A 14,850-nucleotide genomic window follows, 5' to 3' on the forward strand; every position below is an offset into this window, starting at 1 on the left:
TCCGCGCCGGACGGCGAAGGGCCCCGGTGGACGGCACGCCGTCCACCGGGGCCCTTCGGTCGGGTCACCCGAGCGGGACCTCCAACTGCCGGGCCAGGTCGGTCACCAGGGTGTCCAGCCAGCCCCGGATGGTGCCCGGGTCGAACAGGTCGGCGTCGTACTCGACCTGGCCGGCGTAGCCGTCGGCGTCCGGAGTGAGACTGAACGAGCAGTCGGCGCGGGCGGAGGGGCCGGCGATGTCCTCGATCTCGGTGGTCAGGCCGGGGAGGTCGAGGGTGATGGGCGGGGTGCTCTGGACCGCGAGCAGGATCTGCGGGAACACCGGGGGCAGCACGATGCCGCGCTCCCGCAGGGGCTCGACCAGCAGGCCGAAGGCCGTCACCGAGTGGTCCAGGGCGGAGGCGATCGCCTCGGCGGCGTGGTCCACCTGCTCCCCGAACCCGCCGGCGCCCCCGGTCGGCACCAGGATCGGCACGCTGTTGGTGAGCAGCCCGACCACCTTCTCGTCGGCCGGCCGGGTGCGGTTGGCGTTGGAGAGCAGGACCAGCGGCGCCGGGGCGCCGCTGAGCGAGCCGAGCAGCCGGGCGAGCGCGGCCAGCAGGACGGCGGAGGCGGTGGCGGAGCGGGCCGCCGCGTAGCGTCCGACCGCCTCGGCCACCGCCGCCGGGATGCGGAACCCGGCGGTCGCGCCGTGCCCGGAGCGCTTTTCGGGGCGCGGCCGGTCGGTGGGCAGGTCCACCGAGAGGGGCGCGCCGTCGAGGACCTTGGCCCAGTGGTCGGTGGCCGCCGCGACGGCGGCCCGGGTGACCACCGTCCGCTCCCAGCAGGCGTAGTCGGTCATCCGGCCGGGGGCGTCCGGCAGCGGGCCGCCCGTACGGTAGAGCGCGCCCAGGTCGGCCAGCACGGTGGCCAGCGACCAGCCGTCCAGCGCGATGTGGTGGACGGACAGCAGCAGCACCCACTCCTGCTCCGCCGGACGCAGCAGCCGGGCGCGCAGCAGCGGCGGTGCGGTCAGGTCGTAGGGGCGGGCGATCTCGGCGTCCAGCGCCCCGGCGAGCGCCGCGTCCCGTTCGGCGGGGGCGAGCCCGCGCAGGTCCTCGACGGGGAGGTCCAGCGGGGTGTTCGGCAGCACCTGCTGGAGCACCCCGAATTCGGTCTCCGGGAAGCGCGTCCGCAGGCTCTCGTGCCGCTCGGTGACCGCCGTCAGCGCGGCGGCCAGCCGTTCGGGCTCCAGCGGGCCGCGCAGGGTGATCCGCTGGGTGATGTTCCACACCGCCGGATCGGCCGACTTGGCGTGGGCCTTGCGCATCCGCCACTGCCCCACCGCGGTCGGTGCGGCCGCCAGGGCCGTCCCGCCGCCGGTCAGGACGGTGAGCAGCCGCTCGCGGTGGGCCCGGACGAGGCCGGTGAGCTCCTCGTCCATCGCCCCGGCGGGCGCCAGGTAGCCGATCCGGTCGCCGGTGGTGCGCAGCACGACCTCGCGTTCGTCGAGCAGGCGCAGCAGCCGCGCCCAGTCGTCCTCCACAGCAGCCTCCGCCGCGCTCACAGGGTGCCCTCCTCGTAGGCCGGGGCCTGGTGCTGCTCGGCGGCCGGCTGGTGGGCGGCCATCGCGCGGACAGTCGGGCGGCGGAAGAAGTCCAGCACGCCGATCCGCAGTCCGGTCGCCTCGCGGACCCGGTTCAGCAGCCGGGTGGCGGCCAGGGAGTGCCCGCCCAGGTCGAAGAAGGAGGTCTCCACCCCGGCGGGGCGGCCGAGTTCCTCCTCCCAGAGCCGTTGCACGGTGCGCTCCAGGTCGGTGACCGGCGCGGCCTCCGGCTCGTCCGCGCCGAGCGGGCGCGGTTCCGGCAGGGCGGCGGTGTCCAGCTTGCCGTTCGTGTTGAACGGCAGGGCGTCGACGGCGGCCCAGAGCCCGGGCACCATGTAGTCGGGCAGCAGGTCGGCCAACTGGTCGGCGATCCGGGGCAGTTCGGTGTCCGGGCAGCCGACGTAGCCGGCCAGGACGGTGCCCGCCGCGGTGCGGCGCGCCGTCACGGCGGCGGCGTGCACGCCGGGCAGGCCGAGCAGCACGGTCTCGATCTCGCCCGGCTCGACCCGGTAGCCGCGCACCTTGACCTGGCGGTCGGCCCGGCCGAGGAACTCCAGCGAGCCGTCCGGGCGCCACCGGCCGAGGTCGCCGGTGCGGTAGCCGCGGCCGTCGGGGGTGTCGGTGAAGACGGCGGCGCTCTCCTCGTCGCGGCCGACGTAGCCGATGCCGACCTGGACGCCGAGGGCGTGGATCTCGCCGACCGCTCCGGCCGGCACCCGGCGTCCGGCGGCGTCCCGCAGCACGATCCGGCTGCCCGGGGTGGGGCGGCCGATCGGCGCGTACTCCCCGCCGTTCCGGTCGATCTCGCCGGCCGTCAGCGCGTGGGTCTCGGTCGGGCCGTAGTGGTTGATCAGCCGGCAGTCGGGGTTGCGGCGCAGGAAGGCCCGCAGCGCGGGGGTGAGCAGCACCTGTTCGCCGCCCGAGATCAGCTCCCGCAGGTGCGGCACCGGTTCCTCGCCGAGCGCGTCGGTCAGGGCGGCCAGCGGCGTGTACGGCAGGTGGATCCGCTCGGCCCGGGTGGCCCGGACGACGGCGGCCAGCTCCGTCACGTCGTAGCGGGTCTCCTCCTCGATCAGCAGCAGGGTGCCGCCGCCGGCCAGCGTGGTCAGGATCTCCTGGACGCTGACGTCGAACCCGCAGGAGGCGTACTGGAGGGTGCGGGCCGCCGGGTGGTCGGCGACGTTCCAGGCCACGAAGTGGGCCAGGGCGAGGGAGTGCATCAGCACGCCCTTGGGGCGGCCGGTGGACCCGGAGGTGTACAGCAGGTACGCGGGCGCCTGCGCCGAGGGGGCGGGCAGCGGGGGCAGCTCGACGGCGGCTTCGGCCGGGGCGGCGCCGGTGAGCACCGTCGGCACGGTCAGGCCGAGCTCCGCCGCGGCGGCGTCCGAGGTGGTGAGCAGCACGGCGGGCGCGCTGTCCTCGACGATCAGCCGGCAGCGCTCGGGGCCCTGCAGCACGTCGACGGGGACGTGGACGGCGCCCAGGCGCAGGACGGCCAGCAGCCCGGCCACCAGGTCCACCGAGCGGGGGAGCAGGACGCCCACCCGGGTGCCCTCGCGGACGCCGGCCGCCAGCAGCCGGCCGGCCAGGTCGTCCGCCCGGGCCAGCAGCGTCCGGTAGTCCGTCCCGGTGCCGTCGGGGGCGACCACGGCGGTCTGTTCGGGCCGGCCGGCCGCGGTCGCGGCGACGGTGGCCAGCGGGTGCTCGGGGTCCTGGGCGGCCGCGGGGCCGCACTCCAGGGCGGTGTCGGCCTCGGCCGCGGGCACGGCGGTGAGCTCGACCAGCGGTCGCTCGGGGTCGGCGACGGCGGCGGTCAGCAGCCGCTCGAAGGCGCCGAGCAGCCGGTCGACGGTGGCCCGGTCGAAGAGGGTCTCGGCGTACTCGACGTGGCAGCGGATGCCGTCGGGCAGGCTGGTCAGGAAGAGCGTCAGGTCGAACGCGGCGCGGTCCGCCACGTGGTCGAGCGGGCGGGCCGTCACCCCGGGCAGGTCCAGCTCGAAGACCATGTGGTTCTCGAACTCGACCATGACCTGGAACAGCGGGTTGCGGCTGGTGTCGCGCTCCGGGTTCAGGTCCTGCACCAGCACCTCGAAGGGCAGCTGCTGGTGCTCGTAGGCGTCCAGCGCGGTGGAGCGGACCCGGCCGAGCGCCTCGGCGAAGGCCGGCTCGCCGGACAGGTCCAGGCGCAGCGCCAGGGTGTTGACGAAGAACCCGACCAGGTCCTCGGTGCCCTCGGTCCGGTTGGCCACCGGGGTGCCCAGCACGATCTCGTCCTGCCCGGCGTAGCGCTGCAGCACGGCGGCGAAGCCGGTCAGCAGCACCATGAACAGGGTGGAGCGCCTGGAGCGGGCCAACTCCCGCAGGCTGTCGGAGAGTTCGGCGGGCAGATGGTGGACGAAGGAGCGGCCGCGACCGTCCGGCACCGCGGGGCGCGGCCGGTCGGTGGGCAGGGCCAGCACCGGCAGGTCGCCGCCGCCGAACACCTTGCGCCAGTAGGCGAGGCTCTCGTCGTACTCGCCGGCGGCCACCCGGGCCCGCTCCCGGGCGGCCTCGGCGGCCGGTCCGGTGGCGAGCACCGGCAGCCGGGCGGCCCGGTCCTCCCGGGCGGCCAGGTAGAGCTCGCCCAGCTCGCGGGTGATCACCACGGTGGACAGGGTGTCGATCACGATGTGGTGCATCGACAGCACCAGGACGTGCCGGTCGCCGGCCCGCTCCAGCAGCAGGGCCCGGAACAGCGGTCCCTCGGCCAGGTCGAAGCGGTGCGCGCCCTCGGCGGCGACCAGGTCGGCGACGGCGTCCGGCGCGGCCGCGTCGGCCGTGACCCGCTGCAGCAGCGGGCCGGTGGGCGGCGCCAGCACCTCCTGGAACGGTTCGCCGTCCTGCTCCCGGAAGACGGTGCGCAGCGCGACGTGGCGCTCGACCAGCCCGCGCAGCGCGGTGTCCAGTGCCTCCGGGTCGAGCGGGCCGTCCAGCTCGATCGCCTTGACCTCGTTGTACTGCCCGCCGTCGGGCAGCATCCGGTGCAGGAACCACATCCGCTGCTGGGCGTACGACAGCGGCGCGCCGCGCTGGGTGTCCCGGCGCAGGACGTCGAGCTGCGGCAGGCCGGCCGCGACCAGCTCGGGGGAGAGCCCGAAGTCCACGAAGGCGGCGATCTCGTCCGCGCCGGCCGCCCGCAGCTCCGAGAGCACCCCCTGGACGCTCTCCGGGGTGCCGATCAGCGCGCGGGAGGCGCAGTAGCGCTCGTACGCGCGCTCCAGCACGAACTCCAGGTCGTCCTCGCGGGCGTTCTTGAAGTCCAGCGTCAGGCCCAGACTGTTGGCCATCTGCCCGAACAGCGACAGCGAGGAGCGCAGGTAGTTGCAGAACGGCCGGTAGGCCTGCTCGCGCGCGGTGGCCAGGTCGGTGCCCAGGTAGGTGTGGACCAGCACGACCACCCGGCCGGCCTCCGGGTCGAGGCCGTGCTCGGCCCGGGTGCGCCGGTAGATCGCGATGTTCTCGGCCAGCTGGGCGACGTCCTGGGTCATCAGGTTGGTGATGACGCCGAGGTCGTGCCGGGCCGCCTCGCGGAAGCTGTCCGGGTTGCCGACGATCGCGGTGAACATGGGCGGCAGGTCCTGCAGCGGGCGCGGGTGGAGGGTCACCTCGATCGGCTCGCCGTTGCCGTTGCGCCCCCGGTACGGCTCACCGCGCCACAGCGCCCGGACGGTGTCGATCTGCCGGTGCATCAGCTCCTTGTGGCTGCCGTAGTTCTCCGGGAAGAACAGGAAGTCGTTGGGGTGCCAGCCGCTGGCGCAGCCCAGGCCGACCCGGCCGCCGGACAGGTTGTCGACCACCGACCACTCCTCGGCGACCCGCACCGGGTGGTGCAGCGGCAGCACGGCGCAGCCCGCGTTCAGCCGGATCCGGCTGGTCTCCCGGGCCAGGGCGGCGGCCAGCACCGAGGGGTTGGGGAAGATGCCGCCGAAGGAGTGGAAGTGGCGCTCCGGCAGCCAGACGGAGTGGAAGTCGTTGCGGTCGGCGAAGCGGGCGCTCTCCAGGACGATGCGGTACTTCTCGTCCTCGGGGGAGTCCAGCGGGTAGTCGCCGAAGAAGTAGAGGCTGAAGTCCACCGGCCGCTGCGGGTCGCTGACCGGCTGGTACGGGATCGGCTCGGCCTGGGCGCCGACGGCCAGGGTGCCCGCGGCCCCGGCGGGGACGGGGAGTTCGGCGGCGGGCCGCGGGGCGGGCAGGCGGACGCCGGGCGAGGCCGGGAAGAAGCCGCCGCGCCGCAGGTCGCGCAGCGACTCGCGGACCGCGTCGATCACGAACTCCACGTCGCCGTCGGTGTGGGCGGTGGAGAGGAAGAAGTTGCGCCACTCCCACACGTAGACCCCGCGGGTCAGCAGGTGCGGGAAGAGCAGCTCCATGTCGGCCCGGGGCTCGAAGCGGAAGAGCGAGCCGAAGTGGGCCAGCCGCAGCGGGAACTCCTCCTCCTCGAAGAAGCCGTTCAGCGTGGCGGCCAGCTCGTCGGTGCGGGCGTTCAGCCGCTCCTGGAGGCCGGGGCCGGCGGCCTTGAGGTGGCGCAGCACCGCGCCCGCGGCGGTCATCGCCAGCGGGTGCTGGATGTAGGTGCCGCCGAAGAAGGTGGTGTCCTTGGGCGGGTAGCTGTCGTCGCCGTAGTCCCAGTGCCCGCCGTCGATCCCGTCCAGGATGTCGGCCCGCCCGGCGATCGCGCCGATCGGGTAGCCGCCGCCCAGCACCTTGCCGTAGGTGGAGACGTCCGGGGTGACGCCCCAGAAGCCCTCGGCGCCGCGCAGGTGGGGCCGGAAGCCGGTGAGCATCTGGTCGAAGACCAGCACGATGCCGAGCCGGGTGGTCAGTTCGCGCAGCGAGCGGACGAAGTCGACGGGCTGGCGTCCGGGGTGGCGGCTCTGCACCGGCTCGACCAGGACGGCGGCGATGCGGTCGCCGTGCTCCTCGATGACCTTGAGGCTCTCCGGGTCGCCGTACCGCAGCACCAGCAGGTCGGCGACCGCGCTGCCCGGGATGCCGATGGACACCGGGACGGTCTCCCGGTCGGCGCCGTGGCCCAGCGTCCGGCCCAGGGTGTGGTCGAAGTGGCCGTGGTACGAACCCTCGAACATGACGATCTTGTCCCGGCCGGTGTGCGCGCGGGCCAGCCGGATCGCCCCGGCGTTCGCCTCCGTACCGGAGTTGGCGAAGGCGACCCGCTCGGTGCCGGTCAGCTCGGCCAGCAGCTCGGCGGCCTCGCCGGTCTCCGGACCGCGCGGGCCCAGGCGCAGGCCGGAGGCCTGGTGCTCGCGGACGGCCTCGGAGACGAACTCCGGGTCGTGGCCGAAGAGCAGGACGCCGAAGCCCATGGTGATGTCGACGTACGGGTTGCCGTCGACGTCCTCCAGCCGGGAGCCGCCGGCGCGGCGGGCGGCGAGCGGGTAGAGCATCTCCTTGGTGCCGGAGCGGAAGCCGACCACGGCGCGGCTGTCCGCCAGGGTGCGGCGGTGGCGGCGGGTGATCGCCTTGGAGGCGGTGGTGCGGGCGGTGAAGCGGGCGACCAGCTCGTCCACGTGGGCGCGCTGCTGGTCGGTCAGGCCGCCGGAGGCCATGCCGGACTCGCGGGAGACCGTCACCCGGGGGCCGTGCACCTGCGGGGCGGCGGGCGCCTCGGCGGCGGGGGCCTCGACCGCGACCGCGGGGGCGACCGCGGGGGCGGGGGCGACCGCGGGCGCGGCGGCCGGGGGCAGGGCGGCGGGCGTGGGCGCCGGGGGGAGGAGTGCGGGCGCGGGCGTGCCGCCGGCCAGCAGGCCGAGCTGGTCGCGCATCAGGTCGGAGAACTGGCCGAGCAGCGCGAGCTGGCGCTCGATCAGACCGGTGCCGTCGGTCACCGGGGGAAGCGCGGCGGCGGCCGGCGGGGCGACGGCGGGTACGGCGGGCGCGGCGAGGACGGGCTGGGGCGCCGGGGCGGCTTGGACGACCGGGGTGGCCGGGGTGGACGGGGCGGCCTGGACAACCGGAGCCGTCGGCACGGCAGTCGGCGGCGCAACAGGCGCGACAGGCGCGACAGGCGCGGGCGCGGCCTCGGGTGCCGCCACGGGCTCCGGCTCGGCGGCCGGCAGCAGCGTGGCCAGCACCGCCGGCTCCAGCCGGGAGGCGATCAGCCCGGCCAGCCGGGCCGGGGTGTCGGCCGCCTCGAACAGCTCGCGCATCGACACCCGTACCCGGAACGCGCGCTCCAGGTCCCGGATCATGTTGATCATCGAGAGCGAGTCGGCACCGAGGTCGAAGAAGGGCTCGTCCACGCCGACCGAGGCCTCGTCGTAGCCGAGCTGGCGGGCCGTCTGCTCGACGACCTGCCGCAGCACGGCCTGCTCGGCGAGTTCCTCGGGGCTCGGCGTCGGTGCCGGGGCGGGTGCGGCGGTCGGGGTCAGGGCCGGTGCGGCGGCCGGTTCTTCGGCCGGCGCGGTCTGCTGGGGTGGGTCCTGGCGCATGGCGGGGTCCTCGGTGGTCGGCCGGGCAGGGGCGGTGAACCAGTGGCGGCGGCGTTGGTAGACGGTGGTGGGCAGCGGGACGCGGCGGGCCGGTCCGTCCGGCCAGTCCCTGGCGGCGGCGAAGCGGGCCCAGTCGAGCGGGACGCCGTGCGACCAGAGCGCGGCCGCGGCGGCGTCGAACTGCTGCTCCGGCGAGGCGCCGCGCCGTCCGCCGGCCACGAAGTGGCGCTGCGGAAGCTCCCGGCGGCCCATGCCGGTCAGCGTCGGGTGCGGGCCGATCTCCAGGTACAGCTCGTGGCCCTGCCCGTCCAGGGCGGCGAGCACCCGGTCGAACCGGGCGGTCTCCCGGGTCTGCCGCAGGAAGTACTCGGGCGTCGGCACGGTTCCGGGCTCCAGCACCTCGCCGCCGAGGTTGCTGACCAGCGGTACGGCCAGCGGCCGCAGGCGCAGCCGGGCCAGCTGGTCGCGGAACGGGTCGAGCACCGGGTCGAGCAGGCGGGAGTGGAACGCCCGGTCGGTGGCGAGGCGCTCGGTGGTCACCCCGTCGGCGGCCAGCACGGCCTCGGCGGCGGCGATCTCGCGCGGCGGGCCGGCCAGCACGCACTGGCCGCTGCCGTTGACCACGGCCAGGTCCACGCCCGGCAGCCAGTCGTCGAGCCCGGACAGCCGTTCCAGGCCCGCCGAGACCACCGTCATGGCGCCAGGACCGCTCAGCCGGTGCATCAGCCGGCCGCGCAGCGCGGTCAGGAACATCCCGTCGGCGAGGTCGAGCGCGCCGGCCGCGTGGAAGGCCGCGTACTCCCCGGCGCTGTGCCCGGCGACCGCCGCCGGACGGACCCCGAGCTCCTGCCAGAGCCGCAGGTAGGCCGCCTGGAGGGCGAACAGCGCGGGCTGCGCCGCCTCGGTGGTCCAGCTGTCCTCGGTCTCCTGCGGAGCGGGGTCGAGCAGCAGCGGCAGCAGCGGCTCGTCCCAGTTCGCGCGGTGCAGCCGGTCGCACTCGTCCAGGACGGCGCGGAAGGCCGGGAAGGCGTGGTACAGCTCGGCGGCCATGCCCCGGTACTGGGCGCCCTGGCCGGTGAAGAGCAGCACCGGCCGGATCTCGCCGCGGCCCGTCTCGCGGTGGGCCGCGCCGGCGGTGGGCCGGCCCGCCAGGAAGGCGTCCAGGGCCTTGCGCAGGGCCGCCGGGTCGGGCCCGGTGACGGCCAGCCGGTGGCGCAGCGCGCGGCGGCCGGCGCCGAGGGTGAGCGGCAGGTCGCCGGGGGCGAGGGCGGGTTCGGCGTCCAGCCGCTCGCGGATCAGCCCGGCCAGCTCGGTCAGACCCTGGGCGGTGCGGGCCGACAGCGGCAGCACGGTCGGGGCCGGCCGCGGCGCGGGCACGGTCGCGGCGGCGGTCGGGGCCTGCTCCAGCACCAGGTGGGCGTTGGTGCCGCCGACGCCCAGCGCGCTGACCCCGGCCCGGCGCGGGGTGGGGCCGTCCGGCCAGTGCCGGCGCTCGGCGGCGAGCCGGAACGGGCTGCCGGCCAGCTCCAGCGCGGGGTTGGGGCTGGTGAAGTTCACCAGCGGCGGGATGGTGCCGTGCCGCAGCACCAGCAGGGCCTTGATCAGGCCCGCCAGGCCGGCGCAGGTGTCCAGGTGGCCGATGTTGGGCTTGACCGAGCCGAGCGAGCAGAAGTCGGCGGCCTCGGTGCGGGCGCGGAACGCCTGGGCCAGGGCCCGGAACTCGATCGGGTCGCCGAGTGGGGTGCCGGTGCCGTGGGCCTCGATGTAGCCGATGCTGTCGGCCGGTACACCCGCGAGGTCCAGTGCCCGGCCGACCACCGCGGCCTGCCCGTCCACGCTGGGCGCGGTGTAGCCGACCTTCCGGCCGCCGTCGTTGTTGACGGCCGAGCCGAGGATCACCCCGTGGATGGTGTCGCCGTCGGCCAGTGCCCGGTCGAGGCGCTTGAGCAGGACGGCGGCGACGCCGTTGCCGCCGACCGTGCCGCCCGCCTCGGCGTCGAAGGCCCGGCAGGCGCCGTCGGGGGAGAGGATCGAGCCCTCCTCGTAGCGGTAGCCGGTGGCCTGCGGGATGTGCAGGGCGGCGGCCCCGGCCAGCGCCAGTTCGCAGTCGCCCGCCAGCAGCGACTGCACCGCCAGGTGGACCGCGACCAGTGAGGTGGAACAGGCCGTCTGCACGCCGATCGCCGGACCGGTGAGGCCCAGCCGGTAGGCGACCCGGGTGGCGGCGAAGTCCGCCTGGTTGCCGATCGCGGTCTGCAGGGCGGCGACCGGCTCGGTGGGGTCGGCGGTGGTGGCCAGGGCGTGCTGGTAGTAGGTGCGCAGCGCGTACAGGGTCATCCCGGTGCCGGCGAAGACCCCGACCCGGCGCTCCGGGTCCGGCGCGTCGTAGCCGCCGTCCTCCAGGGCCTGTCGGCAGATCTCCAGCAGCAGGCGCTGCTGCGGGTCCATCAGCGCGGCCTCGGCGCCGCTGATGCCGAAGGCCTCGGCGTCGAACCGGTCGATGTCGGTGAGCGCGCCGGTGACCGGGACGAAGTCGGGGTGGCGGTACTCCTCCGGGCGCAGTCCGGCGGCCGCCAGCTCCTCCTCGGTGAAGCGGGTGGTGCTCCGGACGCCCTCGACGATGTTCCGCCAGTACTGCTCGGGGGTGTCGGCGCCCGGCAGGCGCAGGGCCAGGCCGACGATCGCCACCCGGCGGTCGTCGCCGGGGCCGGCGGCGGGGTCGGTTCCGGGGGAGAGCGGGGCGGTGGGCGCGGCCGGCTCGGCCGCCAGGTGGGCGATCAGCGCGTCCACGGTGGGGTGGCGGAACAGCTCGGTGGGCGCCGGGGGCGTGGGCAGCGCGGCGCTCAGCGTGCCGTGCACCCGCATCAACTGAAGGGAGCCGATACCGAGTTCGGCGAGCGGGCGGCCCGGGTCCAGCGGGGTGTCGAGGACCGACTCGAAGGCGTCCAGGACCAGCCGGCGCAGCCCCGACGGTGCGGCCCGCTCGGGGGCGGGCCGTACGGTGGGCGGGGTTCCCGGGGTCGCGGCGGACGGCGCGGACGGCGCGGGCGTGGTGGGGCTGGCCGGCACTCCGGCGGCGACCGGGCGGGGCGTGGTGGCGAGCAGCCGGCGCCGGGCGGCGGGGGAGCTCGGGTCCGGGCCGGCGTACCGGTGGCCCGGGGCGCCGGCCAGCAGCAGCGCGGCGAGCCGGCGGCCGTGCGCGGCGCTCAGCACGGCGATGCCCCGTCCGGCGGCGGCCTGCTCGTTCTCCGTGTCGCGGTTCATGCCGATCCCGCTCCACAGGCCCCAGGAGATCGTCCAGGCCGGGGTGCCGGTCTCCCGGCGCAGCCGCTCCACGGTGCTCTCCAGGTAGCGGTTGGCCGCGGCGTACCCGGTGGAGCCGACCGCCTCCTGGAGGCCGATCATCGAGGAGAAGGCGACGAACTGCGCCCCGGGCCGCTGCCGGACCAGCTCGACGAGGTGGTCGGTGCCCTCGGTCTTGGCCCGCAGGGCCTCCCGCCAGCCGTCGGTGTCGGTGTCGGCGAGCAGCGCGAGGCGGTAGCCGCCGGCCAGGTGGAGCACGCCGTCCAGTGGCGCCTGCCACTCGCGCTCGGCCTCGGCGAGCACCTCCGCCAGTTGCCGACGGTCCGTCACATCGGCCTGCCGGTAGGTGACCTGGCCGCCCTGGGCGGCCAGTCGGCGCAGTGCGGCCCGGCGTTCGGCCGCGTCGGCGGTCGGGGCGTCCAGGTCGCTCCGGCCGACGATCAGCAGCCGGGAGCCGTACTCGCGCAGCAGCCCGGGCAGCAGCTCGGCGGCGATCCCGCCGAGGCCGCCGGTGACCAGGTAGTGGGCGCCGGGGGTGAGCAGCGAGCAGCCGGCCTCGCCGGGGGCGGCGGTCTCGACCGGTCCCAGCCGGGGGACCCACGGGCGGCCCGAGCGCCAGGCGGCCTCGGGCTCCTGCCGGGGGTCGGCCAGCAGGGCGAGTAGCGCGGCGGCCTGGTCCGCGGCCGGCGCGTCGCCGGGCAGGTCGAGGTGTCGGGCGGCGGGCACCAGCTGCTCGGCCCGTGCCCCGGCGGTCAGTGCGGCCGTCAACGCGGCCCGTGGGCTGGGGAGTTCGCCGGGCAGGACGGCGTGCAGACCGGCGCTGACGGAGACCAGCTCGCGGACCTGAGCCCGGCCCGGGAGCGCCCGCAGCAGGGCGAGCAGTGCCTCGTCCGGGCGGGCCGAGCCGTCGCCGCCGGTCGCGCTCCACAGGTAGACCAGCCGGTCGGCCGTCCCGTCGCCGAGGGCCCGCAGCCACTCCTCGGGGTCGCCGGTCGGCGGGTGGTCCACCACCCGGGTGTTCGGCAGGGCTGCGGCCAGGGCCTCGGTGAGGGTGCCGGGACCGGACGGGCCGAGCAGCAGGATCGTTTCCTCGGCCGTCGTTTCCTCAGTCAACGGCTCGGTTGAGGCCTCCGCCGCCGGGCGGGCCTCCCAGCCGAGTTGCCGCACGCAGTCCGGCAGCGTCCGGGAGTTGGCCTCGGCCAGGTCCAACGCCACGATGTGGTCGTCGAGTTCGCCGTCCAGCAGGCGGCCGCGCAGCGCGGTGCGCTGGATCTTGCCGCTGGTGGTGCGCGGGAACTCGGCCGCCGGGACGGGGAGCACCAGGGCGGGCGCCGGCTGCCGGCGGGCCGCCAGCACCTGCCGCACCTCGGCGGCGACGGGCGGCGCGGCGGCGGCCGGGTCGCTCGGGACGTAGGCGATCACCAGCTGCTCGGTGCCGGTGCGCTCGTCCGGCACCCCGAAGGCCGCGACGTGCCCGGAGCGCACCCCCGCCACGGAGGCCACCACGTCCTCCAGCTCGTGGCAGAAGTAGTGCACGCCGTTGACGATGATGATCTCCTTGCGACGGCCGGTGAGCACCACCTCGCCGTCGACCAGGAAGGCCAGGTCCCCGGTGTCGAACCAGCCGTCGCCGACGAAGGCCTCGCGGTTGGCGGACGGGTTGTTCAGATAGCCCGGCGTCACCCGGCCGGAGTGCACCTGGAGCCGTCCGACCCGGAGCTCGGGCAGCGCCCGGCCGGCGTCGTCGGCCACCCGGATCCGGGTGCCGGTCGCGGGCCGTCCCATGCTGAGGAAGGCGGTGCCGCGCTCCGCCGAGTCCGGGTCGGCCGGCTCCAGCCGGCCGGTCAGCGAGTCGGTGCGCACCAGTCGGCGGGCGCCGTCCTCGTGGTAGCGCTTGTAGGTGATCGCGGTACAGGTCTCGGCCATGCCCCAGGCCAGCAGCAGGTGCTCCGGGCGGACGCCGAACGGGGCGGTGGCGGCCAGGAACTCGTCCAGCACCGCCTCGGTGCACTGCTCCCCGGCGTTGATCAGCGACTTGACCGCGGACAGGTCCCAGTGGCGGTCCGGCCCGGCGGCGCGGACGGCCTCGGCGACCAGCCGGTAGCCGAAGTTGGGCGACCAGGAGTGCGCGGCCCGGTAGCGCTCCAGCGCGTCCAGCCAGACCAGCGGGTCGGCGAGCACGAGTTCGGTGGGGATCTGCACCTGGTCGGCGGCCAGCACGACGTCGCGCAGGTGGAACATCAGCAGTCCGGCGACGTGGTCCAGGGGCAGCCAGTTGACCGTGGTGTCGGCCGGGTCGGTGCCGGTGGCGACGGACCCCGCCACGTACTCCAGGATGCCGCGATGGGTGATCTGCACCGCCTTGGAGCGCCCGGTGCTGCCGGAGGAGAGCTGGAGGAAGGCGATGTCGCCGGGGTCGGGGGCGTGGGTGGGGGCGGTCCGCGGCTCGCCCTCGGCGGGTCGGTCGACGGCGGGTCGGTCGACGGGGATCACCTGCAGGCCGGGCGCCGGGTACAGCTCCCCGAGCCGCTCCAGGCCGGCCACCGCCGGTCCGCAGGCGAGGACCGGCGGCTCCTCCAGGGTCTGCCAGGCGTGCCAGAGCTTCTCCAGGACGGGGTTGCGCTCGTGGTAGTCCGGCGGGCGGGCGACGGTCACCGGCTGCACCCCGCCGAGCAGGCAGGCCCACAGGGCGGGGAAGTAGAACTCCGGTTCCGGGACCTGGAGGATCGCCCGGTCCCCGGTGCGCAGCCCGGCGGCGGTCAGCACGGCGAGGATCTCGCGGGCCCGGTCGAGGAGTTGACGGTAGGTGAGCCTGGTCGCCTCGCCGCCCGCCCGGACCAGGTGCAGCCCGCGGTCGGGGTGCAGCTCGGCGGCGCGCACCAGCGCCTCGGGCAGGGTCCGGGGCGCGTCCGGCGCGGGGACGGGCAGTGGGGTGCCGACGGCCTCCGTGCCGGGTTCCTCGGCCGCGGTCGCCGGCTCCGCGGGAGCGGCGCCCGCGGCGGGCGGGGCCGTCGCCTCGCCGAACGGGCGCCAGCGGTCGGTGAGTTCGCGCAGGTGGCGCAGCGCAGGGCCGGGTGCGGCGGGCTCCCGGCGGAGCGCCGCGGCCAGCGCGGCGGCGTCGGGTTCACCCTCGGCGGTGCGGACGATGCCGTCCAGGACGTGCACGTCGGCGCTCGGGTCGGCGTCCAGCAGCGCCGCGGCGGCCCGGCGGCGCAGGGCCTCGGGATCGCCGTCGACGGCGGGTACCAGGTAGGCGAGCAGGCCGGGGCGGCCGTTCTCGTGCTCGACGGGCAGCAGCGCGCAGTCGGCGATCTCGGGGTGCAGCAGCAGTCTGGCTTCGAGGGCGCGCAGCCGGCCGTGGTCGGGACCGGTGGGGCTCATGAGGTTCGGCACCTTTCGGATCGGTGCCGGGGCGCGGGTGTGGGCCGCCCCGGGGCAGGGAGGGGAGCGGAGACGGGTGGCGCGTACGGCGCG

Annotated in this window: 2 protein-coding genes; both read right to left on the bottom strand. The window is 76.2% G+C overall.

All coding sequences use genetic code 11. From position 1 onward, the window contains the following. Window positions 1-64: 64 nt before the first annotated feature. Window positions 65-1,546, bottom strand: a complete 1,482-nt coding sequence (locus ACIQ87_RS06555; RefSeq protein ID WP_402402480.1) for a condensation domain-containing protein — start codon at window positions 1,544-1,546, stop codon at window positions 65-67. Beyond that, window positions 1,543-14,757: a MupA/Atu3671 family FMN-dependent luciferase-like monooxygenase gene (locus ACIQ87_RS06560; RefSeq protein ID WP_402402483.1), complete on the bottom strand. Its 13,215-nt coding sequence runs from the start codon at window positions 14,755-14,757 to the stop codon at window positions 1,543-1,545. The genes ACIQ87_RS06555 and ACIQ87_RS06560 overlap by 4 nt, the downstream gene beginning before the upstream one ends. Between the last annotated feature and the right edge of the window lie 93 nt (window positions 14,758-14,850).

Origin of the sequence: Kitasatospora sp. NPDC096204 (assembly GCF_044763205.1) — a bacterium.
Classification (GTDB): domain Bacteria; phylum Actinomycetota; class Actinomycetes; order Streptomycetales; family Streptomycetaceae; genus Kitasatospora.